At 41.6% G+C, this 24,251-nt stretch carries 22 protein-coding genes and 1 pseudogene; 14 read left to right on the top strand and 9 right to left on the bottom strand.

Features of this window, described 5'->3' with window-relative positions; translation table 11 throughout:
- Window positions 1–9: 9 nt before the first annotated feature.
- The 3 genes from PQ578_RS18665 (at window position 10) to PQ578_RS18675 (ending at window position 2,928) form a co-directional block, all read left to right on the top strand.
- Entirely contained in the window at window positions 10–1,662 is a 1,653-nt protein-coding gene (locus PQ578_RS18665) for a lactate permease LctP family transporter (protein ID WP_273835945.1), read from the top strand.
- A 142-nt stretch (window positions 1,663–1,804) separates the two neighbouring features.
- The gene (locus PQ578_RS18670; RefSeq protein WP_224883700.1) at window positions 1,805–1,993 is read left to right on the top strand and encodes a spore germination protein; all 189 of its coding nucleotides are present in this window, start codon (window positions 1,805–1,807) and stop codon (window positions 1,991–1,993) included.
- Window positions 1,994–2,127: 134 nt separating this feature from the next.
- Entirely contained in the window at window positions 2,128–2,928 is an 801-nt protein-coding gene (locus PQ578_RS18675) for an alpha/beta hydrolase family protein (RefSeq protein ID WP_273835946.1), read from the top strand.
- A gap of 63 nt (window positions 2,929–2,991) precedes the next feature.
- Here PQ578_RS18675 and PQ578_RS18680 read toward each other — a convergent pair whose 3' ends face one another.
- Window positions 2,992–3,354 carry a winged helix-turn-helix transcriptional regulator gene (locus PQ578_RS18680; RefSeq protein WP_098446173.1) on the bottom strand — a complete coding sequence of 121 codons (363 nt, stop codon included), beginning with the start codon at window positions 3,352–3,354 and terminating at the stop codon, window positions 2,992–2,994.
- Between the two features lie 181 nt (window positions 3,355–3,535).
- Between PQ578_RS18680 and hxlA the strand changes: the two genes are divergently transcribed.
- The 6 genes from hxlA to PQ578_RS18710 all read left to right on the top strand — a co-directional run bounded on the left by hxlA (window position 3,536) and on the right by PQ578_RS18710 (window position 8,581).
- On the top strand, window positions 3,536–4,165 hold the full coding sequence (gene hxlA / locus PQ578_RS18685; protein WP_160920595.1) for a 3-hexulose-6-phosphate synthase: 630 nt from the start codon (window positions 3,536–3,538) through the stop codon (window positions 4,163–4,165).
- A gap of 7 nt (window positions 4,166–4,172) precedes the next feature.
- Window positions 4,173–4,727: a 6-phospho-3-hexuloisomerase gene (gene hxlB, locus PQ578_RS18690; protein WP_273835949.1), complete on the top strand. Its 555-nt coding sequence runs from the start codon at window positions 4,173–4,175 to the stop codon at window positions 4,725–4,727.
- 128 nt (window positions 4,728–4,855) lie between these two features.
- On the top strand, window positions 4,856–5,509 hold the full coding sequence (locus PQ578_RS18695) for a phosphatase PAP2 family protein (protein ID WP_273835950.1): 654 nt from the start codon (window positions 4,856–4,858) through the stop codon (window positions 5,507–5,509).
- A gap of 142 nt (window positions 5,510–5,651) precedes the next feature.
- Entirely contained in the window at window positions 5,652–6,710 is a 1,059-nt protein-coding gene (gene desA / locus PQ578_RS18700; protein ID WP_273835952.1) for a Delta(5) desaturase DesA, read from the top strand.
- A gap of 138 nt (window positions 6,711–6,848) precedes the next feature.
- Window positions 6,849–7,985, top strand: a complete 1,137-nt coding sequence (locus PQ578_RS18705) for a sensor histidine kinase (protein WP_273835954.1) — start codon at window positions 6,849–6,851, stop codon at window positions 7,983–7,985.
- Complete coding sequence (locus PQ578_RS18710) at window positions 7,982–8,581, top strand: response regulator transcription factor (RefSeq protein WP_273835955.1); 600 nt, start codon at window positions 7,982–7,984, stop codon at window positions 8,579–8,581. Before PQ578_RS18705 ends, PQ578_RS18710 begins: the two co-directional genes overlap by 4 nt.
- Window positions 8,582–8,594: 13 nt before the next feature.
- Here the strand turns inward: PQ578_RS18710 and PQ578_RS18715 are convergent, their stop codons facing one another.
- Entirely contained in the window at window positions 8,595–9,485 is an 891-nt protein-coding gene (locus PQ578_RS18715) for a LysR family transcriptional regulator (RefSeq protein ID WP_273835956.1), read from the bottom strand.
- A gap of 115 nt (window positions 9,486–9,600) precedes the next feature.
- Between PQ578_RS18715 and PQ578_RS18720 the strand changes: the two genes are divergently transcribed.
- The 3 genes and pseudogenes from PQ578_RS18720 (at window position 9,601) to PQ578_RS18730 (ending at window position 11,858) form a co-directional block, all read left to right on the top strand.
- On the top strand, window positions 9,601–10,350 hold the full coding sequence (locus tag PQ578_RS18720; protein WP_273835959.1) for an SDR family NAD(P)-dependent oxidoreductase: 750 nt from the start codon (window positions 9,601–9,603) through the stop codon (window positions 10,348–10,350).
- Between the two features lie 235 nt (window positions 10,351–10,585).
- Window positions 10,586–10,672: pseudogene (locus PQ578_RS22530) on the top strand (YjcZ family sporulation protein); the annotation flags it as partial.
- 154 nt (window positions 10,673–10,826) lie between these two features.
- Window positions 10,827–11,858: an outer membrane protein assembly factor BamD gene (locus PQ578_RS18730; RefSeq protein WP_273835961.1), complete on the top strand. Its 1,032-nt coding sequence runs from the start codon at window positions 10,827–10,829 to the stop codon at window positions 11,856–11,858.
- A 160-nt stretch (window positions 11,859–12,018) separates the two neighbouring features.
- Here PQ578_RS18730 and PQ578_RS18735 read toward each other — a convergent pair whose 3' ends face one another.
- Both PQ578_RS18735 and PQ578_RS18740 read right to left on the bottom strand, forming a co-directional pair.
- Window positions 12,019–12,669 (bottom strand): SDR family oxidoreductase, encoded by a 651-nt coding sequence (locus PQ578_RS18735; RefSeq protein ID WP_273835962.1) that lies wholly within the window; start codon window positions 12,667–12,669, stop codon window positions 12,019–12,021.
- A gap of 119 nt (window positions 12,670–12,788) precedes the next feature.
- Entirely contained in the window at window positions 12,789–14,093 is a 1,305-nt protein-coding gene (locus tag PQ578_RS18740) for an aldehyde dehydrogenase (RefSeq protein WP_273835963.1), read from the bottom strand.
- Between the two features lie 266 nt (window positions 14,094–14,359).
- Between PQ578_RS18740 and PQ578_RS18745 the strand changes: the two genes are divergently transcribed.
- Both PQ578_RS18745 and katG read left to right on the top strand, forming a co-directional pair.
- Window positions 14,360–15,184, top strand: a complete 825-nt coding sequence (locus PQ578_RS18745) for a Cof-type HAD-IIB family hydrolase (RefSeq protein WP_273835964.1) — start codon at window positions 14,360–14,362, stop codon at window positions 15,182–15,184.
- Window positions 15,185–15,563: 379 nt separating this feature from the next.
- Window positions 15,564–17,801, top strand: a complete 2,238-nt coding sequence (gene katG, locus PQ578_RS18750; RefSeq protein ID WP_273835965.1) for a catalase/peroxidase HPI — start codon at window positions 15,564–15,566, stop codon at window positions 17,799–17,801.
- 100 nt (window positions 17,802–17,901) lie between these two features.
- On the opposite strand, the gene PQ578_RS18755 is transcribed toward katG, so the two are convergent.
- The 5 genes from PQ578_RS18755 to gatA form a co-directional block, all read right to left on the bottom strand.
- The gene (locus PQ578_RS18755; protein ID WP_273835967.1) at window positions 17,902–18,213 is read right to left on the bottom strand and encodes an iron-sulfur cluster biosynthesis family protein; all 312 of its coding nucleotides are present in this window, start codon (window positions 18,211–18,213) and stop codon (window positions 17,902–17,904) included.
- A 223-nt stretch (window positions 18,214–18,436) separates the two neighbouring features.
- Window positions 18,437–19,804, bottom strand: a complete 1,368-nt coding sequence (gene rlmD, locus PQ578_RS18760; protein ID WP_273835968.1) for a 23S rRNA (uracil(1939)-C(5))-methyltransferase RlmD — start codon at window positions 19,802–19,804, stop codon at window positions 18,437–18,439.
- 299 nt (window positions 19,805–20,103) lie between these two features.
- On the bottom strand, window positions 20,104–21,051 hold the full coding sequence (locus PQ578_RS18765) for a diacylglycerol kinase (protein WP_273835969.1): 948 nt from the start codon (window positions 21,049–21,051) through the stop codon (window positions 20,104–20,106).
- Between the two features lie 293 nt (window positions 21,052–21,344).
- Window positions 21,345–22,778: an Asp-tRNA(Asn)/Glu-tRNA(Gln) amidotransferase subunit GatB gene (gene gatB, locus PQ578_RS18770; protein ID WP_098446149.1), complete on the bottom strand. Its 1,434-nt coding sequence runs from the start codon at window positions 22,776–22,778 to the stop codon at window positions 21,345–21,347.
- 16 nt (window positions 22,779–22,794) lie between these two features.
- Window positions 22,795–24,243, bottom strand: coding sequence for an Asp-tRNA(Asn)/Glu-tRNA(Gln) amidotransferase subunit GatA (gatA, locus tag PQ578_RS18775; RefSeq protein ID WP_273835970.1), 1,449 nt, complete (start codon window positions 24,241–24,243; stop codon window positions 22,795–22,797).
- Window positions 24,244–24,251: the final 8 nt, after the last annotated feature.

The following is a 24,251-nucleotide window of genomic DNA, read 5'->3' on the forward strand; positions in this document are numbered from 1 at the left end:
TGATCTCCCATGGAAACATGGACACAAGTATATGATCCATTTACTAACATCTGGCTATCCGCTTTTATTGCTCTTATCCCGATTATCTTTTTCTTTCTTGCTCTTACCGCTTTTCGAATGAAAGGGCATATCGCTGCTACGGTTACAGTGATGCTCGCTATCGTGATTGCGATTCTCTTCTATGATATGCCGATCACGATGGTTGCAGCGACAACTGGTTACGGTTTTGCATTTGGCTTATGGCCAATATCTTACATCGTAATTGGAGCTGTCTACCTTTATAAACTTTCTGTAAAAAGTGGGCAATTTGATATTATCAGAAGTTCCATTGTATCCATTACGGACGATAAACGAATTCAAATGTTGCTCGTCGCCTTTTCATTCAATGCGTTTCTTGAAGGCGCAGCTGGTTTTGGCGCACCGATTGCCATTACAGCAGCCCTTCTTGTCGGACTCGGGTTCGAACCACTTAAAGCAGCTGGACTATGTTTAATCGCAAATACAGCTAGCGGTGCTTTTGGCGCAATGGGCATCCCTGTCATTGTTGCTGGTCAAGTAAGTGGACTCGCTCCAATGGAAATTGGGCAATTTCTCGGCACGTCTCTTCCCTTTATCTCTTTCACAATTCCATTCCTACTCGTCATCATTATGGATGGTATGAAAGGCTTGAAAGAAGTATGGCCAGCAGTTCTCGTTGCCGGTAGCACATATGCCATTACGCAATGGGCTACAGTCACATTTATTGGACCTGAACTCCCTAACATTACGTCTTCCATCGTTAGTTTAGTAGCCGTAGCTGTATTCGTGAAAATATGGCATCCAAAAATGCAACAAACTTATAGAATAAACCCTGAAGTGGAGGCACAACTGGCTGTTTCTCTTGACCCTGAAGCTCAGCTAACAGCAGGTAGAATTTTAAAAGCATGGTCTCCATTCATTGCGTTAACAGGAATGGTAACAATCTGGAGTTTAAAACCTTTCAAAAATTTATTTGTAGAAGGCGGATTACTTGAAGCAACGATTCTTCAAATTCCTGTACCTGGACTCCATAATCTCGTCATAAAAACAGCACCAATTGTAAATGAACCTACACCATATGGGGCGATGTTGAAACTTGATCTTCTTTCAGCAACAGGAACAGCCATCTTCATCGCTGCGGTCCTATCTATTTTCATTCTTAGAATGAGTCCTAAAGCAGCGCTAGAAGCTTTTGTTGAAACAGTAAAAGAACTTCAAAAGCCCGTTCTTACAATTATGATGGTGCTAGGATTCGCCTTCATTGCAAATTATAGTGGAATGAGCTCTACATTAGGTCTAGCCCTTGCTGCAAGTGGAGGTGTCTTCCCATTCCTGTCTCCACTTCTAGGATGGATTGGCGTATTCTTAACAGGTTCTGTTACATCTAACAATGCTTTATTCGGGAACTTGCAACAAATTACTGCTCAACAAATTGCCGTTCTTCCGATGGTGCTCGTTGCTGCGAATACCGCAGGTGGCGTGATGGCAAAAATGCTATCTCCTCAGTCTATCGCTGTTGCCACAGGTGCGGTTGGCCTTGTAGGACGCGAAGGAGATCTCTTCCGTTTCACTCTCAAATATAGCTTCGTCTTTTTACTCATCACAGGGGGAATCACCTTTGTTCAAGCCCTTTTCATAAGTTAACGAGTTACTTAGGGGTCAGGCAGCTGGCTCCTATTTTTATGATTAATTCTATATAGATGCTGATTCTCAATACGTGTCCACACCATTCACTCAGTTTGTCCATATACTACTATCAGAAGACGGCTTTTGAGGAGTGAAATAGATGGGTTGTTTTATTAGAGGGCCAGTGATCATTACAAACAACAGCGGAACGGTAGTCCAGTGTGCGCACACGATCTCCCCAATCTCCGTAAGTAATACAGTTAGCGGATCCGGTGGGGGCAATACAGGATCATTTATGATTGTAAATAATTTTTATAGCGTTGCAAAAGGAATAAAGTTCGGACAATAGGCATCATTATCCTTTTTATGAAGTAAAGCCAATCGATTAACGATTGGTTTTTTCAATTCCTTACCTAATAAAAGTTTCAGGAGATATGCGATAATGAAGGGGACTTTAATCCAATCAGAGAGGTGGTAAGGAACATGAAGAAATTTTTCTACGGAGAGAACGAAAATCAATTTGGCGAACTACGACTTCCAGAAGGAGATGGACCTTTTCCTGTAGCAATCGTTATTCACGGGGGCTTTTGGCGGAAACCGTTCACACTTGAGATCATGAGAGAAGTGGCGGAAGATTTAACAGCGAGTGGGTTTGCCACGTGGAACATTGAATACCGTCGGACAGGACAAGAAGGCGGAGGTTATCCAGGAACACTTACAGATGCTGCAGAAGCAACTGACTACATAAGGAAACTTGCAGAATCCTACCCGCTCAATCTAAACAAAGTAGTGACAATCGGCCATTCAGCCGGGGGCCATCTTGCTACATGGATTGCTGCCCGTCACCTTATTGATAAGGATAGTGAATTATTCATTACGGATAACCCTCTTCCTATTCACGGCGTAGTTAGCCTTGCTGGTGTGAACGACCTTGAAATGATGCATGGGGTTCACGAGTACAGAGATCAAGCTCTCTCTCTTGAACCAAATAATCCTACTGCAGAACTACTAGGTGGTTCGCCTGAAGAATATCCAGAGCGATACAAAAATGCCTCCCCTGTGGAACTTCTTCCACTTGGTGTTCAACAAATTCTCGTTCACGGTGCGCTAGATATCAATGTCCCGATCGGCATTAGTGATTACTACCAGCGCGAAGCTGAAGGTGAAGGTGATTTTGTTAAACTTATCGAACTCCCCTCAGCAGAACACTTTGTGCTGACCGATACGACTTCATTTGCATGGGAAACAATTAAGGAAGAACTTTCACTTTTAGTCGAATATTAGAATAAGCGAAAAGCCGTCCCTCTTTATCAAAATTTGATAGAGAGCGACGGCTTTTCATTTAAGTTAGACCGACTCTTTCGTTTCAATCGGTTTGCCAAGGACATTTTGATTGTAATTCTTCCCCCACTCATACATGGAGTCGAGTATGGGCATTAATGTTTCACCTTGCTCTGTAAGGGAATACTCTACCTTCGGAGGGACAACTGGGTACACTTCTCGATGAACTATTTGGTCATCTTCTAACTCTCTTAGCTGATTTACTAGCATACGCTGTGTAATTCCCGGCATAAGAGACTTTAATTCACCAAATCGTTTTGTACCCTGCTTGCCTAAATGCCATAAAATCAGCATTTTCCACTTGCCTCCGATAACCGCAAGCGTTAATTCTTTTTCACAATAAAATGTTTTATCCTGGGTGCGTGACACGAAATCACCTCCGTATAAGCCCAGTATAACTCATAGTATACTTTTTAACACTATGTAAGTTTAATGTGCGTACTTACATGACGAGATAGTAAGCAGTATACTTGCTACTACACCATTAGATCGATTATATTGGTGTCGGATAAGAGAGAAAGAAAAAATATGGATTGGGAGTGAACGTATTATGAAATTACAGCTAGCATTAGACTTGGTAAACACAGAAGAAGGAATTGAACTAGTGAAAGAAGTTCAGGAACATATTGATATCGTTGAAATCGGTACGCCGATCGTCATCAATGAAGGTCTTCGTGCTGTCAAAGATATGAAAGCAGCATTCCCTAACCTTGAAGTCCTTGCAGACCTTAAAATTATGGATGCTGCAGGTTATGAAGTTATGAAAGCATCTGAATCTAACGCAGATATCATCACAATTCTTGGTGCTGCTGAAGATGAATCAATCAAAGGTGCTGTTGAAGAAGCGAAGAAACAAGGTAAGGAAATCCTTGTTGATATGATGGCAGTGAAAGATCTCGCAACTCGTGCGAAAGAAGTAGACGCACTTGGCGTTGACTATATTTGTGTCCACACTGGATACGATCTTCAAGCAAAAGGCCAGAATTCTTTCGAAGACCTTGAAACAATTAAAGGCGTCGTTAAAAATGCGAAAACAGCAATTGCTGGTGGCATTAAGCTTGATTCTCTTGAAGAAGTTGTAAAAGTACAACCAGACCTTGTCATCGTAGGTGGCGGTATTACTGGTGAAGACGATAAAAAAGCCGTTGCATCAAAAATGCAAAAGCTCATTAAAGGATAATACTACTATGCAGACTACTCACTATTTAGCTGAAATTATTGATGAGCTAAATCGTTCAGTAGATCTCATTGCTGACGAAGAGGCTGAACAGCTCGCCAATGAAATACTAGGAGCCAACAAAGTATTCGTTGCTGGCGGTGGTCGCTCTGGCTTCATGGCAAAGTCCTTTGCCATGCGCATGATGCATATGGGCATCGATGCTTACGTTGTTGGCGAAACCGTCACACCAACCTTTGAAGAAGGTGATCTGATCATCATTGGATCAGGTTCTGGTGAAACGAAGCAGCTCGTCTCTATTGCGAAGAAAGCTGCGAACATTGGTGGAAAAATTGCGGCTGTTACAATTAATCCCAACTCTACAATTGGTGAATTAGCAGATATTATCGTAACACTACCAGGCTCTCCCAAAGATCAGTCTGGTGACTACGAAACCATTCAACCAATGGGATCGTTATTCGAACAAACCCTTTTGCTTTTCTATGATGCAATTATTTTGCGATTCATGGAGAAGAAAGGTTTGGATACGAATAAAATGTATGGGAAACATGCGAATTTAGAGTAGCATTTCTTAAGTCCCCAAATCTCTATAATGAGATTTTGGGGCTTTTTTTGTTTTATTCGTATCCTTTTCTTTTGAAGCTATCACGATTATAATTAGAAAGGAATTTTTTGAGAAACGAGGTAGAATTATTGAAAAAACTAAATATCCTGCTCTTTGCTTTATTGAGTGCAAGTTTTGCAATTATCATCTTTCTAACAGGAAGCATCCTACAAAATGTCTCATTCACATTTGATCAAACCATTTATGAGTTTCTTAGAAGCACTCTTTTAACTGACTGGGTACATGGACTTGAGCTACTCTCTATCACAGCATCTAAACCAGCGATTATAAGCATTTCCCTACTAACGATGGTGATCGTGTGGCTCCGAACAAGAGATTATCCGGGCATCATTGCAGTGTTCGTCTTTGTATTGGGTGGAAATGTTTTGAACAAGCTGATTAAGAATTGGACACAGAGGGAACGACCAGCAATGAATGGGATTGGGGAAGGGTATAGCTTTCCAAGTGGGCATGTGATGATCGGATCCATTATGTATGGCTTGATTATCTATTTGATTTATCATCACTCTCCTCATCCATTATTAAAAACCATTAGCTTAATCATAGGTACATTATTACTTATAATCATTGGCGTAAGTCGCATCGCTACAGGAGAACACTATGCAACAGATGTTGTAGCTGGTTATGCTTTTGGAGCAATCATTTTAGTGATTGCCGTGAAAGTCCATCAGTCTATCGTTCAAGGCCGGAGAGCGAAACAACAAGTGGACACAAGTTTTTAGAACGGTTTTTCCTAATATCCCCAACAAACCCATGACATTTATCATGGTTATGTCCTGACGTTTGTGTCTTACACCATGACACTCTATCCTCTATCATTAGGCTTAACGTTATTTCAACTCTGCCTAACAAAGGGGTAACCATATGAATGAACAAAAACAAAAACAAAAAGAATTGAAAAAAAGTGTATCAACTTTCGCAAAGCCCGACACGGTCGTAGGGGTACGACAGCTCTTGAACACCCTTCTTCCATTCTTATTGCTATGGTTTCTCGCTTACCAAAGCTTAAGCGTTTCTGCCTGGCTAGCCGTTCCACTTGCGATGATTGCAGGAGGATTTGTTGTTCGAATCTTTATCATTTTTCACGACTGTACGCACGGTTCCTTCTTCAAAAGTCAAAAAGCAAACCGGATTGTTGGAACAATCTCTGGCATCATCACACTCTTTCCTTTTGAAAAATGGAAACGTGAGCATAACATCCACCATGCAACGAGCGGTAACTTAGATAAGCGCGGAACAGGTGACATCTGGGTGATGACGGTTGAAGAGTATGCCCAAGCTTCATTTTGGGGTAGACTTGCTTATCGTCTCTACCGTAACCCGATTGTGATGTTTGGTCTTGGTCCAATTTACTTGTTCCTTATCGCTAATCGTTTCAATCGTAAAGATGCGAAACGTAAAGAACGTATGAGCACATATATTACAAATGCATCCATTGTAGCGATTTATTCTCTTTTGATTCTCGCGATTGGATGGGAAGCGTTTCTAATTATTCAGCTACCAATCCTTTACGTAGCAGGCTCACTTGGAATTTGGTTGTTCTACGTACAGCACCAATTTGAGGACTCTTATTATGAAGATGAAAAAGAATGGGATTTTGTAAAAGCTGCGGTTGATGGTAGTTCTTATTACAAGCTTCCAAAAATCCTTCAATGGGTATCCGGGAGCATCGGGTATCACCATGTACATCACTTAAGCCCAAGAGTTCCTAACTATCATCTTGAGAAAGCGCATGAATCTACGCCACCATTGCATAAGGCGACGACAATTACGTTATTATCAAGTCTTGAATCAATTCGATTCCGTCTCTATGATACAAAAAACAAAACATTTGTTACCTTTAAAGAGGTAAAACCACTTCTTAAAAACCCTGGCCAACTTGCGATGATGAATGCTAAAAGACCAAGCTTCCAGGAAAAATAACATTATTGAAAAACCCATTCAGCTTGGATGGGTTTTTCAATATCTTTAAAGGGATTATACTTATACTAATGGTAGATAAGTGACATGCACATACAGATGGTATATCCTGTAACCATAGCGTTTCGAAAGGAGATCCCCATGCAAAGCTGGTATCACATCATCCCTAAGAACACCGGGATCAGTTCTTATGTTTGGATTATTTTTTGTTTGCTTCCCTTCTTTTTTATTTTCAGATCATCATCGGTTATTGAAATTACAATCGGCATTTTTGTCATCCTTTTATTTTTCTTATCCTATCGTCTCTCTTTCATCTCTAATAGTAAAATGGTCTATTTATGGGTCAGTATTGAAATGGCGATTAGTATCGTAATGACAATTTTATTTGGGTACGTATACTTCGCTCTATTTTTAGCGTTCTTCATTGGTAGCATTGAAAATAAAGCTGGTTTTCTCTCACTCTATATTGTTCATTTAACAACAACGATTGCCGGAACAGTCATTATTTTCTTTACACATGATGATACCTTGCTTCCACAACTTCCGTTTATCTTCATCTGTGTGCTAGGCGTTGCTCTCCTCCCATTCACAATTCGGTACCGTAATAAGCAGCACCGCCTCGAACAGCAATTACAAAGCGCCAATGAAAAGATTTCACAATTAATGGTGATTGAAGAAAGAGAACGAATCGCACGTGATTTACATGATACACTCGGTCAAAAGCTTTCGATGATCGGTTTAAAAAGCGATTTAGCTCGAAAATTAATCCCAGTAAAACCTGATGCAGCCATTAATGAAATCCATGACATAAGACAGACTGCAAGAACCGCATTGAAAGAAGTTCGCGAAATGGTTTCAAATATGCGGGGAGCCAGGTTAGAGGATGAATTGATTCGGGTTCAACAAATCCTACAAGCGGCGGAAATGGAGTTTCGTCTTGAAGGGAGTCCACAGCTCGAAAACACGCCATTGCTTGCTGAAAATGTTTTAAGCATGTGTCTGAAAGAAGCCGTAACAAATATCGTCAAACATAGCCAAGCTTCATGGTGCAGGGTTCTCGTAGAACAATCCCCAACCGAAGTCCTGATCCAAGTTGAGGATAACGGTAATGGCATCCCTGAAGGAACAACGTCATTTCAAGGGCACGGACTTCAGGGGATGAGAGAACGATTAGAGTTCGTAAACGGAACTCTTGAAATTCACTCTTCACACGGAACTACCTTAAACATTCGAGTACCAAATGTGATTCAACAAAATGAACAGGAGGGATCGGTGTGATACGCATCGTACTTGCAGAAGACCAACGTATGCTCCTAGGAGCGCTTGGCTCTCTACTCGATCTAGAAGAAGGAATGGAAGTCGTCGGCCAGGCCACAAATGGTGAAGAAGCGATCTCTTTAGTGAAAGAACTAATGCCCGATATATGTATTATGGACATTGAAATGCCACTAAAAAGCGGACTCGATGCTGCGGAAGAATTAAGTAGTGTATCTTGCAAAATCATTATTCTTACCACTTTTGCACGCGCCGGTTATTTTGAGAGAGCACGTAAAGCTGGGGTTAGTGGGTATCTGTTAAAAGATAGTCCAAGTGATGAATTAGCTAGCTCGATTCGTAAAATCATGGAAGGTCAGCGAATTTTTGCTCCAGAGCTAGTCGATCTCGCTTTTGGGAATGAAAACCCACTAACCGAACGCGAAAAGCAGGTAATCCAGCTGATGGCTGATGGTAAAAACACGAAAGATATCTCAAGTGAACTTTATATTACTCCAGGTACCGTTCGTAATTATATTTCGGTCATTCTCGATAAACTAGAAGTGACAAACCGAATCGAAGCGATCTCACGTTTTAAAGAAAAGGGCTGGTTCAAATAATGAACCAGCCTTTTTAAAAATACTTTTTTATACTCGCTACAAACTCTCGCCTAACGCGATTCCCTTGTCCTTCCCGATGACTCACAAGAGCAAGGAACACATTTTCATGCGCCCCTTCCTCAATCTCTACCATAACAATGTCACGCTCTCTTAATTGCCTGTTCCCAAACGAATAGTCAATTCCAAGGGTTACTGCAATCCCTCTCTTAACAGCATTTTTTATTGCATCTGTATTGTTTGTAGTAAACAAAATATCAGGCGAACCAAATTGCGATAACGTTTCTGCCACAAATTGTTCAATATAAGCATCATCGTAAAGAACGAGCGTCTCATGAATAAGATCCTCTGGCTTAATCGTCTTTTTGCTAGCTAGAGGTGATTCCTTTCTTACCCCTACAACCATTTTTCCATCCCTTACTTTCTCAAAAGAAAGCATGTTATGTTTTTGAATAAGCCGATCCGATATTAAAATAAGACCTAAATCCAACTCCTTTTGATACAGGTCCTCAATTATTTTTACCGGTCCTTTCTCATAAATCTCTAGTTTCACAGTAGGATACGCTCTTTTAAAACGTGAAACAACGTCAACTAACAAATGAATCGGTCCTGGAATCGTAGCGATCTTTAATTCACCACTCAACATGTCTAGTTGACGGTTTACTTCTTCTCTTACTTCTTCCATCTTTGTTAAGACTTCTCTCGCCTTCGATACAATTTGCTCACCTTGGGAAGTTAGAACCGCGCCTGCTCGATTACGCACAAATATTTTCAAACCTATTTCGTTCTCTAACTTACTTATTGATTGGCTGATAGCCGATAAGCTAATGTGGAGTTCTTCCGCAGCCTTCGATAGTGATCGCGTGTTTGCCACTGTAACGATATACGCCATTTGTTCGATATTCATTCTACACACTTCCTTAAGCAATGCTTAATTAAGTATAACTATATTTAAATATTTATTAAATATGAACGATGATAAACTAAAGCCGTGAAATACTTTTAAAAAGGGGCCCTTAGATATGACTGCAAATAGAGTAGTAGTAATTACAGGTGGAGCAAGTGGAATTGGGAGACAAACATGCTTAAAGTTCGCACGGAAAGGTGATCAAGTCGTTGTTGCTGATTTTGATGAAAAGAAAGGTACTGAAACCGTTGAATTAATTGAAGCAGAAGGTGGAGTTGCACTCTTTGTGAAGACAGATGTTTCGCGTTATGAAGATGTGGAAGCGCTTATCGAAAAAACTGTTGAACACTTCGGGACGATCGACGTGATGTTTAATAACGCGGGAATTGGACGTCCTACACCTCTTCCTGAATTTGAATTAGAAGATTATCATAAAGTGATCGACATTAACCAGCACGGCGTAGCGTATGGAATTATGGCTTCCGCTAAAAAGATGAAGGCTTTAAATGTGAAAGGCGTCATCATTAATACAACATCTGTTTTTGGCGTTCTCGCTTCGCCAGCCACTTTCGCTTACCATGCTACAAAAGGGGCGGTCAATATGATGACGAAATCAGCTGCGCTTGATTTAGCACCATACGGCATCCGTGTCGTTGGTGTGGCACCTGGCGTTGTTGATACGCCAATCGTCCAAGGGTATCGTGACAAAGGCTTAATTGACGGTATGAAAGCAAAAGTTATTGGCAATAAACTCACTGATCCTGAACAGCTAGCCGACGCGGTTTACCTTCTTTCATTAGAAGAAGCTAGTGCGATTAACGGCAGTGTCGTCATGGCTGATGAAGGATACGCTTCATTTAAATAGAGTGAACAAAACCCAGTTTTCTCAAACAGAATTTTTCTTTAAGTTAAAGATGATGCCAGCAGTGCACCTAACTTTTTTAAACTAGTCCAACACCTAAGCACCATCCTCTTCTCCTTCATACACTAAAGAAGAAACTATGAAAGGAGATGATTTCATGAGTTATGGTTACGGATGTGGAAACCAGGTTGGTGGCGCTGGATACGGCGGTTGCGGAAACCAAGTTGGTGGCGCTCGTTACGGGAATGGCTTTGCGCTAATCGTTGTATTGTTCATTCTTCTTATCATCGTTGGCGCTGCTTTCGTTAATGGAAAAGACTGCTAATACTTCATCAAAACCATCGGGGAGATTCCCTGGTGGTTGTTTTGTATTGTCTTTTCACATTCCCTTAAGAAATAATTGGAAAAAGAACCTCCATAACGATTTATTTCTGATAAAATACAGTTGTTAGTAACTACCATTTTAAAGGAGTTCTTTTATGAAAAGTCGGTTCACCTTTTTATCTGGCGCCCTTTGTATTATGAGCCTCGCTTCTTGTGCAAACAGCGACTACCAGAATGCAATGGACAAAGGAATTGATAGCTTAGGAGAGCAAGATTACCACCAAGCAGCTATTTATTTTGAAGTCGCTTCCTCGGAACAAACAAATGATAAAGAAGCACGTATCTATTTCGAACAAGCAAGTCAAATGGAAGATGCCGTTAACTATTATGAACAAGAAGAATACATATCTGCATTAGATGCATTTGAGGCCGTTACAAATCTAGATGAAGGTTTAGTGACTGTTCAATCAGAAGCTGAAAAATGGAAAAAGACGATTCTTGATGAGCAAGAAGAACTGGCAGATACAGAGGAAGAAATCGATACGATCAATCAACTCATTTCTGCCAAAGAATATACCAGCGCTCTTGAGCAGCTTCAGATATTAAATGCTAAAGTAGAATCAGAAGAAGCTCTTTCATATTATGAGAATGAATTAGCTAACCTCACCGGAAGAATAAATGATGCTTTAGATGAGCTAGAAAATGCTAAGACTCCCCCCACTACAAATTCGTCTAAAGAAAAACCTATTAAACCAAAAGAAGAATCTGTGGAAGTTGAAGAAGTTCGGACCTATGATACCTACACAAATGAGAGATTCGGCTTTTCTATTCAATATCCAACTGATTTAACCGTAGGATCCCCTCCAGCTAATGGTGATGGATTGAATTTTTATAATGAGGAGTTGGAGATCACCGTTTTTGGATCACATAACAGTATGGACGAATCAATCGAATCGATTTATCAGCAAGCGATTAATAATATTGAAGTCCCTATCGCTTATGACCGATTGGCTGATCATTGGTTCGTCTTATCCTACGTAAAAAATGGATTGATTATTTATGAGAAATTTTTTTATGGCGATAATGTTTTCAATCGGTTCATCATTACATACCCTGAAAACAAACAAGATGTATATGGTCCGGTGACGACTCATATTTCTGATACATTTATTCCATCTGCAAATTAAACTCAATCCTTTTCTTTTTATGATTTAGATGAGGTGAATGAAGCGCTGAAGAGCGTTGGTGTGAAAAACGAGTTGTAATGAAAAGTTAAAACAAAGCCCCTTGTATGAGAACAAGGGGCTTTGTTTTATAGAATCTCTCTTATAAAAAATCGAGTTTCAGTTAAAGTGAATCGATACTTTCTTTAATTGGCTCCGTTCCTGTCACGACTTGAAATTCCTTGCCAATCGTTGCATCATTTTCGAGCGTCGCTACGATCACACTCGCAACATCTTCTCGAGGTATTTCATTTCTTTCTACTCTAGTAGCAGCGTTGACCTTACCGATTCCCTGATCATTCGTTAAGGCACCTGGATGGATAATCGTATAATCTAAATCCGTTGCTCGCAGCCATTCATCTGCATAGTGCTTCGCTGCTACATAAGGTGAGAATGAAGATGGAGCAGACTGAATCGCTTCACGCGTTGTGTCATAAGAACTAATCATAACAAACCGTTTTACGCCAGCTACTTTCGCTGCTTCAATTGTTTTTACAGCACCATCTAAATCAACTAGCATTGTTTTATCAGCACCGGTATTTGGACCGGAACCTGCTGTAAAGACAATCGCATCCACGCCTTCAGCAGCTTTTGCGATCGCATTAATATCTTCCTCTAAATCAACCACAGCAGTTTCTGCGCCTAAATCCTTAAAGTAAGAAGCCTGCTCTTCCTTACGAATCATTACTTTCGCTTCTAGATCGTTATGCTCTTTAATAAAGGAAGTTAAATGCTTCCCAATCTGACCATTTGCTCCAACTATAAGTACTTTCATTCTAGACACCCTTTCTACGTATATTCTCCTATTAAACAAAACTTCAGTTTCGATGCTGTCTACTTTCTTCATATACCCTTTATGAAGCGTCATAAAGCATGAGAATATGTTAATGTTTCTTATTTATTTGAGCGTTTCAAAATACTCTTGAAGTGTGAGAACGTATCAAAACTAGCTTTCCCGTGATAAGCTCCCATACCGCTATTCCCTACACCCCCAAATGGAAGGTAGTGAGAAGTCATGTGATTGATCGTATCGTTGATTGCTCCGCCACCAAATGAAATGGTATTTAATACGTCATCTTGTACCTGTTCATTATCAGAGAAAAGATAGAGTGCCAGTGGCTTTGGACGTTCAACGACTGCATCAATCGCTTCTGCAATTTCGTCATAAACAAGAACAGGTAAAATAGGTCCAAAGATCTCATCTTGCATCACAGGATCATCCCATGAAATATGATCTAATATTGTTGGTTCAATGAATAAGCGTGATTTATCAGCGTTACCTCCAGCGACTGCTTCTCCATTACTCAAGAATTCATTCAAACGATCAAAATGACGTTCACTCACCACGTGTGGAAAGTCATGGTTTTCTGAAACATTCTCACCATAAGTGTTCGTGATGACTTCTTTTATCTTTCGAATTAACTCATCTTTTACTTTTCGATGAACAAGAAGATAATCCGGAGCGACGCACGTTTGACCTGCATTCGCAAATTTACCGCGTGCAATGCGTGTCGCTGCTTCATCAAGGTCTGCATCTTCATGTACAATTGCTGGACTTTTCCCACCTAACTCAAGTGTTACGGGTGTTAAATGCTTAGCAGCCGCTCCTGCCACAATTTTTCCAACGCCGGTACTACCAGTAAAGAAAATATAATCAAAATTCTCTTTGAGAAGAGCTGTGCTTGTTTCCACTTCTCCTTCAACAACGCGCAAAAATTCTTCAGGGAAATTCTCGTTAATCATCTTAGCTAAAAGATTAGAAGTATGAGGTGTTAATTCTGAAGGTTTTAAGACAGCACAGTTCCCAGCCGCAATCGCTCCAGCTAGCGGTGCAACGGCAAGTTGTACCGGATAGTTCCATGGTGCAATAACGAGTGCTGAGCCGTATGGTTCAGGAACAATGAAGCTTGTAGCCCCAGCATGAGTAGTAGGTGTTTCCACTTTATTTGGTGTTGACCACGCAGATAAATTCTCAATCATGAAATTAATCTCCCCTAAAACAAGACCAATCTCCGCGCGCTTTGTTTCTGTTTCAGGTTTATTTAAATCTGCTTTAAGAGCAGCAATAATGTCTTGTTCATGAGATGACATGATCTCTTTTAATTTTGTTAACGCATCGATTCGAAAGGCTACATCTTTTGTTTTCCCACTTCGGAAAAATGATTTTTGTTTTAGTGTAAGTTCTTGATAGTTTTCCATTGTGTATACTCCTTTGATTTGTTTAAACATTTCAAAATATAATTTATTGCTTTTAAATTGGAATGATGAGTTCAAAGATACTCCTCTAACCAAAGTTAATCAATTGATTTGCATTGTAAAGGTTTTCCACCCCACAATAATTTTTTCGCTTAACGAGTAACTGAAGACCAAATTCATTACTTTTTTCCATTTTATCAACACTTCCCCCTTTTCACATGAATTCTAGTAGAATAGTAAGGAAACTAGCTAAGAGAGGAAAATCACATATGTCTTATAAAATGATTGTATTAGATTTAGACGATACATTGCTCAATGCTGATCAAATGATTTCTACTCGAAATAAAGAAGTCCTCATGCAAGCACAACAAGAAGGAAAGAAAGTTGTGCTTGCCTCTGGTCGCCCAACATTTGGAATGGTCTCTTATGCCGAGGAGCTTCGTCTCGCAGACTACGAGAGTTATATTCTTTCCTTTAACGGTGGAAAAATTATTAACTGTCATTCCAAAAAGGATTTCTTCAGTCAAACATTATCTGTCGAAGCTGTTCAACGGCTCCATGAAATCAGCCTGAGAGAAAATGTGTACATTCACACGTACGTAGAAGATGAAATTATTACCACAGAAGAAAATCCCTACACCACAATTGAGTCTGAACTGACAGGTCTACCAATTACTGTCGTCGATTCGTTTATCGATCGTGTAACGGAACCAGTTGTGAAAGTTCTGATGGTTGGCGAACCAGAACACCTTAAGAAAGTGGAAACGAAACTTCAAGAGGAGTTAGGAGAAGAATTTAGCGTGATGCGATCTAAGCCTTATTTTCTCGAGTTTACTGATAAAGGGATTACAAAAGGGACAAGCATCGAGAAGCTGATTAGCAAGCTTGGTATTAAACGAGAAGAAGTGATTGCTGTTGGAGACAGTTACAATGACCAAGAAATGATTGAATTTGCAGGACTTGGTGTTGCGATGGGGAATGCTCCAGATGATATTAAAAAGATTTCTGATTATATCGCGGATACGAACGAGAATGACGGTGTCGCGAAAGTAGTTGAAAAGTTTCTATTAAAAGATCAGCTCGTAACAAAATAGATTTCCAGAAAGAGAGGCGGTTTATCATTGCCTCTCTTTTTCTATTAAACGAAATGTCTGTAACTGTATTTTGAAAGAGGTAAACCGGTTAATAAATCGAAAGTATATAGTAAGTAGGAGATTGAAACTGGTAGAAAAGAGCTTCTTCTCCTGCCTAGCTGATCGGATGGTTTTCTAATCTACTTACCATGAACGTTAGAACGTTCACAAGTGCCTTTCTTCATTTCCAAATTAGTTGTAACCGCTCTATTTAGTCGTGTTTTGAAATTATTTTGTGAAAATTAGTTCATAACTCTTTCAAAATGATTATTAATTTATTATAATTATAATCTAATAGGAGTTACAATTAATTTTCTTACATTCGAAAGGAGATTGAAATATGGATAATAACGAAATGCACAACAGCCAAGCAGGGAAATGCCCTGTCTCTCATGGCCAAACGAAGGAAGATAGCGCGATTACAACGACAAAAGTCGGAACAACGAATAAAGACTGGTGGCCAAATCAGTTAAACTTGCACCTACTTCAACAGCACGATCGAAAAAGCAACCCAATGGGGGAAGACTTTGACTATGCTGAAGAATTCAAAAAGTTGGACTATTATGCACTGAAGCAGGATCTTCGTGACTTAATGACCGACAGCCAGGACTGGTGGCCTGCAGATTACGGCCATTATGGCCCTCTCTTTATTCGTATGTCATGGCACGCAGCTGGTACATATCGTACTGGTGACGGACGTGGCGGTGGCGCTACTGGATCACAGCGTTTTGCACCATTGAACAGCTGGCCAGATAACGCGAGTCTTGATAAAGCACGTCGTCTCCTTTGGCCAATTAAGCAAAAGTATGGAAATAAGATTTCTTGGGCTGACCTACTCGTCATCACTGGGAACGTTGCGCTTGAATCAATGGGCTTGAACACATTTGGTTTTGCTGGAGGACGCGAAGACGTGTGGCATCCAGAAGAAGATATTTATTGGGGTACTGAGAAAGAGTGGCTCGGTGACAACCGTTACTCAGGAGACCGCGAGCTCGAAAGTCCGCTAGCTGCCGTTCAAATGGGGCTTATTTATGTCAATCCTGAAGGACCAAATGGCCAACCAGATCCACTAGGAAGTGCACGTGACATTCGTGAAACTTTTGCCCGTATGGGAATGAATGATGAAGAAACAGTTGCTCTAATTGCCGGTGGTCATACGTTTGGTAAGGGGCACGGAGCAGGAGACGCTGAAGCTCATGTTGGTGCTGCTCCGGAAGCCGCTGATATTGAAGAACAGGGCTTTGGCTGGAAGAACTCTTACGGTAGCGGAAAAGGTCGCGACACGATTACAAGTGGTGTAGACGGCGCATGGACCGCAAACCCGACGAAATGGGATAACGGCTACTATGATTTGCTATTCGGCTATGAGTGGGAATTAACGAAAAGCCCTGCAGGAGCTCATCAATGGAAGCCTGTGAATCCTAAACCAGAGCACCTTGCCCCTGATGCTGAAGATCCTTCAATCAAAGTGAACACTATGATGACAACAGCAGATATGGCGCTTCGTGAAGATGAAATTTATGAAAAGATTTCACGTCGCTTCCACGAGGATATTGAATATTTCGCTGATACATTTGCGAGAGCATGGTTCAAGTTACTTCACCGTGACATGGGACCGAAAGAAAGATACCTTGGCCCTGAAGTACCACAGGAAGATTTGATCTGGCAAGATCCAATCCCGAATGTGGATTATGAACTGACTGCTGCTGAAATTGAAAACTTGAAAGCTAAAATCCTCGACTCAGGATTAAGCGTCAGCGAGCTTGTGACAACAGCTTGGGCTTCTGCAAGTACGTACCGTGGCTCTGATTATCGCGGTGGTGCAAATGGTGCGCGCATTCGCTTAGAACCACAAAAGAGCTGGGATGTAAATGAACCAGAACAATTATCAAAAGTACTATCCGTATACGAGAAAATCCAAAGCAAACTTGATAAAAAAGTTAGCCTTGCTGACTTGATTGTTCTTGGAGGTAGTGCAGCTGTCGAAAAAGCGGCAAAAAATGCAGGTGTTGACGTTACTGTTCCTTTCGCACCAGGACGCGGAGATGCAACGGAAGAACAAACAGATGTTGAAAGTTTTGACGTATTAGAGCCAATGGCTGACGGATTCCGTAACTATCAGAAAAAGGAATACACGTTAAGCCCAGAAGAGCTACTCGTCGACAAATCGCAGCTGCTTGGTCTGACTGCTCCTGAAATGACTGTACTCATTGGCGGTATGCGCGTACTCGGGACAAACCATAAGGGTACAAAGCATGGCGTATTCACTGAACGCGTTGGTACACTAACGAACGATTTCTTCGTGAACCTACTCGACATGGGCATTGAATGGAAGCCTGCTAACTTCAATGAATATGAAGGACGCGACCGCAAAACAGGAGAACTCGTACGCACTGCTTCACGCGTGGATCTCGTCTTCGGTTCAAACTCCATCCTCCGTGCTTATGCAGAAGTCTATGCACAAGAGGATAATAAAGAGAAATTCGTGCGCGACTTTGTGTCGGCATGGGTGAAGATTATGAATGCGGATCGTTTTGATCTTAAGATGAGTAAGGATAAGATGGCGTCTAACGCTTAATAAATCATAAAAGCACCATCACAAACGCTTCTAAGCGTTTGTGATGGTGCTTTTTTACGGACATCTTTCAATTCCTTACGTTTTCACACGTAAATCTAAATTATTTTTCTAATGGCAAACGTGAACTAAGAATTTCACTTTTGCTTTTTAACATATATGCATTTCTTTTACTAGAATAGTCAATGATCATATCTTCTTTGAAAAAGGATTCGTGCTTAACTCCTAAAACCACAGGCTTATAATTAGTCTCTACCAACTTCTCGCCTGTCTGTGCTTCTTTGGAAGATAAAGCTTTAAATGTGATCCAATCCGCACCAATACTACATCCACCTAAACTAGGATTAAGTTGAAAAGCTACGTGATCCTCTGTATTTAACTGTTCAATTGCAGCGTCCGTAAACGTAATAGTCAAGTAAACTTCACTCCTTCTAGGATACGATAATGTTTCACGCCTAAACCATATCACACCACTATATCCGATTCAATTTAATTGCACTCTATTCTATTGCACAAAATATATTTTCAACAGGCATAACAATTATAAAGACGTATCCTCTTATAAACCGACCACTTTATTGCAACTAATTAAAATCCCACCTTAACTTTGGAGTTAAGGTGGGATTTAGTGAAGTTTATTATAGCTCTAGTACGGCTACGCACTCCACGTGCGTCGTATGCGGAAACATATCAACCGGTTGAACTTCCTTCGTTTCAAATCCACCATCTTCTAAAATGCGTAGATCCCGTGCTAGCGTTGCGGGGTTACATGACACATAAACGACTTTCTCAGGTTTCATATCAATAATCGTTTGAAGTAGCGCTTCGTCACAGCCTTTGCGTGGAGGATCAACGACGATCACGTCAGGCTTAATGCCCTGCTCTTTCCAAGCTGGGATGACGTTTTCTGCTTCACCTACTGCAAACTCTGCGTTTGTGATGCCGTTTAGCTCAGCATTACGCTTCGCATCTTCAATCGCCTCTGGTACGATTTCAACACCGTATACCTGCTTCGCTTTTTGCGCGAGGAAAAGAGAGATCGTGCCGATACCGCAATAAGCATCGATGACCGTTTCATTCCCAGTCAGTCCAGCGTATTCAAGCGCCTGATCGTAAAGCACTTTCGTTTGATCCGGGTTTACTTGATAGAATGAGCGAGCTGAGATGGCGAATTTTATGTCACCAATCGTGTCGTAAATGTATGGTGATCCCCATAGGACGCGCGTTTCGTCACCGAAGATCACGTTTGTGCGCTTTGGATTCACGTTTTGAACGATTGATTTCACTTTCGGAAGTTGCTCTGTGATGTCTTTGATGATGTTCTTGCGATTTGGTAAGTCTTTGTTTTTCGTAACGATAACGACCATGATGTCGTCCGTTTGCTTCCCGTATTTTGCAACAACGTGTCTGAGCGTTCCGCGATGTGAACGCTCGTCGTATGCACGGATGCCGTACTTCTCAGCAATTCCTTTTACAACTCGTAAAACTTCATCGTTCTCCTGCTCCTGAATGAGGCACTGGTCCATGTCGATAATCTGGTGACTGCGCTGCTGGTAGAAGCCAGCGACAATCTTACCATTCTGTTCGCCTACTGGTACCTGCGCTTTGTTGCGGTAGCGCCATGGGTCTTCCATGCCAAGCACGGGATGAACAGGTACGTCGATCTTCGCGATGCGCTCCATCACATCTTGAACTTGCTTATGCTTGAACTTCAACTGGCTTTCGTACGTAATGTGCTGTGTTTGGCAGCCTCCACACTGATAGAAGATCGGACACGGCGGCGTGTTACGATCTTCGCTCTCCACTTTCACATCAAGCAGCTTACCGAAGCCGTAGCCTTTCTTCGTCTTGATCACTTTTACGTTCGCGGTTTCTCCTGGAATGCCATATGGGACGAAAAGCGTGTAGCCGTCTATTTTCGCGACGCCTGCCCCGTCATGGGAAAGATCTCTGAATTCTACTTCAACAACGTCATTCTTTTTTACAGGTACTTCTTGATTACTCATTTGGTTTCCGTCCTTTTCCGTTCGATTTCATGTACAAAAATTGTACCACAGTGTGAATGGATCGCGAAATGTAACAGCGCGGTGCTTTTTACCTGTGAGGAGAGCTCGATTTCATGGTTTATTGGCCAAAATCGAATTATATTGGCTAAACTTACGATAAATTGGCCAAATCTGAAATATATTAGCCAAAATCAATTTTTATTGGCCAGACCCGAATTCCCGTCCTGCTTCCACTGCTCCTATCCCGAGAACAACAGAAAAAGCCAGAGCTCATCGTCTCTGACTTCTCTCCTTCATTTCTATTCACCAGAAATGGCGCGCTTCTGCGCGGCTTCTTCTTCATTTGTATGTTTTTCGCTCGTTTCTTTCGGCACGATCATTGTAATATGACGGTATAAGTTCGTAAACTCGGCTGGAAGCGGGCCACCGTACTCGCCGTCCAGGTTTAGCTGCATTTTATCAACTGATTCTACTTTAATGTGGCTTGCTTTCTTATACACAACATTTGGATCATTAATATGATCACCGCGAAGTGCACTGCTTGCGATGCGAATGAATTCTGCGATATTCGTCTTTTTCAGAATCATAAGATCAAACAGACCATCATTCAACGACGCATGTGGCGCTAGCTTCTCAAATCCACCGATGGAGTTTGAGTTTGAAACAAGGAAAAGCATAATTTCACCTTCAAAAAGCTTACCGTCATATTCAATCCTAGTTCTTGCAGGACGAATCGATGGAAGCATCTCAATGCCTTTCATATAATAAGCTAGCTGGCCAAGCATTGTTTTAAGCTTACTAGGCACTTCATATGTTAATTCTGTCAGGCGTCCGCCACCTGCGATATTGATGAAGTAATGCTCGTTCACTCGACCGATATCAATTGGCATTTCAAGACCATTGCAAAGGACGTCCATCGCACCTTCAACTGTGCGCGGAACGCCAATCGCTCGTGCAAAGTCATTGGTTGTACCAACTGGAATAATCCCCATCTTCGGCCGATATGGCTGCTCGGCAATACCATTAATCACTTCATAGATCGTCCCATCTCCACCTGCCGCAATGACAAGATCAAAGCGTCGCTCGACGGCAATGCGCGCTGCTTCCGTCGCATCGCCTTCACAAGTGGTTGCATGGGCAGACGTCTCGTACCCATTTTTTTCAAGGCGTTCGAGGATATATGGTAGTGACCTCTTCACTTGTTCTCTTCCGGACGTTGGATTATAGATTAGTCTCGCACGTTTCATCCTTCATCATCCTATCTTCTCTATCTTAATTCTTCATGCAGAATGTTTATATTTGTTCAATCTTCAAGCGTATCAAAGCACGCGGCATTAAATGTCCTCGTTACTTATTTATATGATAGTCGCAAACAAAAAACGCCCACAATCTCGTGACCGTTTTCTTCCGCTTAACCTTCTGTTCTGATTATAGGCTTTTCCCTAAAAAAAAGCAAAGCCGAAAATAAGTGAATAAGGTGAACATACTCAAACTCCTCTTTAGACATAAAAAAACCCTCCACTTGGGAGGGTTTCGCCATTTAGCGTTTATCCATTTCTTCTACTATCAGCTTGTTAACCATTGGAGGATTTGCTTTTCCTTTGGTTGCTTTCATCACTTGCCCAACGAGGAAGCCGATAGCACGGTCTTTCCCATTTTTGTAGTCTTCGATGGATTGTTCGTTCTCATCAAGAATACCTGACACGATAGAACGAAGCTCGCCTTCATCAGAAATCTGTACAAGGCCTTTGTCTTTAACGATCTGTTCAGGATCGCCGCCTTTTTCAATAAGGTCTTTGAAGACTTTCTTCGCGATCTTTGAAGAAATTGTTCCCTTTTCAATTAGAGAAATCAGTTTTCCTAATCCTTCTGGAGTAAGAGCCACTTCGTCAATTTCTTTATAGTTTGCATTCAAGTAAGCCGATACTTCACCCATTAACCAGTTTGAAGTCTGTTTGGGATCAGCACCCTGGCCAATTGCTACTTCAAAGAAGTCCGACATTTTCTTGGATTGAGTAAGCACCATCGCATCGTACTCAGGAAGATCATACTCCTTCACATAGCGCTCACGACGAGCGTCTGGAAGCTCCGGAATGTCCGCACGAACGCGGTCCATCCATTCTTTATTGATCGCTAGACGAACAAGGTCTGGTTCTGGGAAGTAGCGGTAGTCGTCAGATCCTTCTTTCACACGCATCAGAATTGTTTTCTTGCCAGCTTCGTCATAACGACGCGTTTCCTGGCCGATCACGTTTCCTGCTAGAAGTTCTTTCTCCTGACGTACTTCTTCATATTGAAGACCTTTCTGTACGTTAGCAAATGAGTTCAAGTTCTTAAGCTCAGTTTTTGTACCAAACTCTTCTTGTCCATATGGACGAAGAGAAAGGTTCGCATCACAACGAAGAGATCCTTCTTCCATTTTACAGTCAGATACTTCCGTATATTGAAGAATCGCTTTTAGCTTCTCAAGGTAAGCATACGCTTCTTCAGGTGTACGAATATCCGGCTCAGATACGATCTCAACAAGAGGTGTACCCTGACGGTTGAAGTCAACAAGAGAATGGTTCTCGCCATCAACGTGCGTGAGTTTACCAGCATCTTCCTCAAGATGAAGACGTGTAATACCGATACGCTTTGTTTTGCCGTTTACTTCAATATCAATCCATCCGTTTTCACCGATCGGCTTATCATATTGAGAGATCTGATAAGCTTTCGGATTATCTGGATAAAAGTAGTTTTTGCGGTCAAACTTCGTATCTTCAGCGATTTCACAATTCAATGCCATTGCCGCACGCATTGCAAAATCAACGGCCTGTTCGTTCATGACTGGAAGAACACCAGGATGGCCGAGACAGATCGGGCAAACGTTCGTGTTAGGCGGCGCACCGAAATTCGTTGAACAATTACAGAAAATCTTTGTGTTTGTCTTCAGTTCTGAGTGAACTTCCAGACCAATAATAGTTTCAAAATTCATTTTCAGTCGTCACCCCTTACAGCTCTGGTTTAGCCTTATGATGATCCGTTGCTTGCTCAAATGCATGAGCTACGCGATAAACGGTCTTTTCATCAAAGTGCTTTCCGATTATTTGAAGGCCAACAGGTAGGCCATTCGATAAACCACATGGTACGGAAATTGCAGGAACGCCTGCAAGGTTAACCGGGATTGTGAGAATATCATTCGCATACATTGTTAGCGGGTTATCAATCTTCTCGCCTACTTTAAAGGCTGGCGTTGGCGTTGTCGGTCCGATAATCACATCATAGTCTTCGAACACTTTTTCAAAATCGTTCTTGATCAGCGTACGAACTTTTTGTGCTTTCTTGTAATAAGCATCGTAGTAGCCAGAGCTAAGGGCAAACGTACCGAGCATGATGCGTCGTTTCACTTCGTCGCCAAAGCCTTCGCTTCTTGTTTTCTTATATAAATCAATCAGATTCTCTGCTTCAGCACGAACGCCATAGCGTACACCGTCAAAGCGAGCAAGGTTCGCTGATGCTTCTGAAGAAGAAAGAAGGTAGTATGTCGCTACGGCATATTTTGAATGCGGAAGCGATACTTCTTCCCACGTTGCGCCAAGTTCTTCAAGCTTTTTAAGTGACTGAAGGACGCTGTTCTTCACATCCTCATCTACACCTTCAGCAAGGTACTCTTTCGGTACAGCAATTCGAAGACCTTTCACATCACCAGTTAGACTTGAAAGATAATCTGGAACATCAACGTTCGCTGATGTTGAATCCATCTTGTCATGACCGGCAATCGATTGAAGAAGATAAGCGTTATCTTCTACTGTGTTCGTAATGGGTCCAATTTGATCAAGTGATGACGCAAAAGCAATTAATCCAAAACGAGAAACTAGTCCGTACGTAGGCTTTAGTCCAACAACACCACAAAAGGCAGCTGGTTGACGGATCGAACCACCTGTATCAGAACCAAGAGAAAAGAATACCTCTCCAGCCGCAACAGAGGCAGCTGAACCACCGCTTGATCCGCCTGGTACATAATCTGTATTCCAAGGGTTACGCGTTCCGAAATAACCAGAGTTCTCATTCGAAGAACCCATTGCGAACTCGTCCATATTCAATTTGCCGACAGTAATCGTTTCCGCTGCATTTAAGCGTTCAACCACCGTTGCATTATGTAATGGTTCAAAGTTACTTAGAAGCTGACTTGACGCTGTTGTGCGTAGTCCTTTCGTAACGATGTTATCTTTCACACCGACAGGGAGACCAAAGAGAAGTCCTCTTGCCTCTTCGGTACCGAGCTTTTCATCAAGCGCTTTTGCCGCCTGCATGGCACCTTCTTCATTTAACGTCATGAACGCTTTAACCTTTTCGTCGACCGTTTGAATGCGATCAAACGAAGTTTGAACAAGTTCACTGACGGATAACTCTTTCTTATGAAGCAAGCTGTGAAGCTCACTTATGCTTTTATCAAACAAGGACGTTG

This window comes from Guptibacillus sedimenti (assembly GCF_028610665.1).
Lineage (GTDB): Bacteria > Bacillota > Bacilli > Bacillales > Guptibacillaceae > Guptibacillus > Guptibacillus sedimenti.

Bases quoted from the DNA above. Each gene is read 5' to 3' on its own strand.
- PQ578_RS18665 (WP_273835945.1), top strand. From the start codon at position 10: ATGGAAACATGGACACAAGTATATGATCCATTTACTAACATCTGGCTA.
- PQ578_RS18670 (WP_224883700.1), top strand. From the start codon at position 1,805: ATGGGTTGTTTTATTAGAGGGCCAGTGATCATTACAAACAACAGCGGA.
- PQ578_RS18675 (WP_273835946.1), top strand. From the start codon at position 2,128: ATGAAGAAATTTTTCTACGGAGAGAACGAAAATCAATTTGGCGAACTA.
- hxlA (WP_160920595.1), top strand. From the start codon at position 3,536: ATGAAATTACAGCTAGCATTAGACTTGGTAAACACAGAAGAAGGAATT.
- hxlB (WP_273835949.1), top strand. From the start codon at position 4,173: ATGCAGACTACTCACTATTTAGCTGAAATTATTGATGAGCTAAATCGT.
- desA (WP_273835952.1), top strand. From the start codon at position 5,652: ATGAATGAACAAAAACAAAAACAAAAAGAATTGAAAAAAAGTGTATCA.
- PQ578_RS18705 (WP_273835954.1), top strand. From the start codon at position 6,849: ATGCAAAGCTGGTATCACATCATCCCTAAGAACACCGGGATCAGTTCT.
- PQ578_RS18715 (WP_273835956.1), bottom strand. From the start codon at position 9,485: ATGAATATCGAACAAATGGCGTATATCGTTACAGTGGCAAACACGCGA.
- PQ578_RS18720 (WP_273835959.1), top strand. From the start codon at position 9,601: ATGACTGCAAATAGAGTAGTAGTAATTACAGGTGGAGCAAGTGGAATT.
- PQ578_RS18730 (WP_273835961.1), top strand. From the start codon at position 10,827: ATGAAAAGTCGGTTCACCTTTTTATCTGGCGCCCTTTGTATTATGAGC.
- PQ578_RS18735 (WP_273835962.1), bottom strand. From the start codon at position 12,669: ATGAAAGTACTTATAGTTGGAGCAAATGGTCAGATTGGGAAGCATTTA.
- PQ578_RS18740 (WP_273835963.1), bottom strand. From the start codon at position 14,093: ATGGAAAACTATCAAGAACTTACACTAAAACAAAAATCATTTTTCCGA.
- PQ578_RS18745 (WP_273835964.1), top strand. From the start codon at position 14,360: ATGTCTTATAAAATGATTGTATTAGATTTAGACGATACATTGCTCAAT.
- katG (WP_273835965.1), top strand. From the start codon at position 15,564: ATGGATAATAACGAAATGCACAACAGCCAAGCAGGGAAATGCCCTGTC.
- rlmD (WP_273835968.1), bottom strand. From the start codon at position 19,804: ATGAGTAATCAAGAAGTACCTGTAAAAAAGAATGACGTTGTTGAAGTA.
- PQ578_RS18765 (WP_273835969.1), bottom strand. From the start codon at position 21,051: ATGAAACGTGCGAGACTAATCTATAATCCAACGTCCGGAAGAGAACAA.
- gatB (WP_098446149.1), bottom strand. From the start codon at position 22,778: ATGAATTTTGAAACTATTATTGGTCTGGAAGTTCACTCAGAACTGAAG.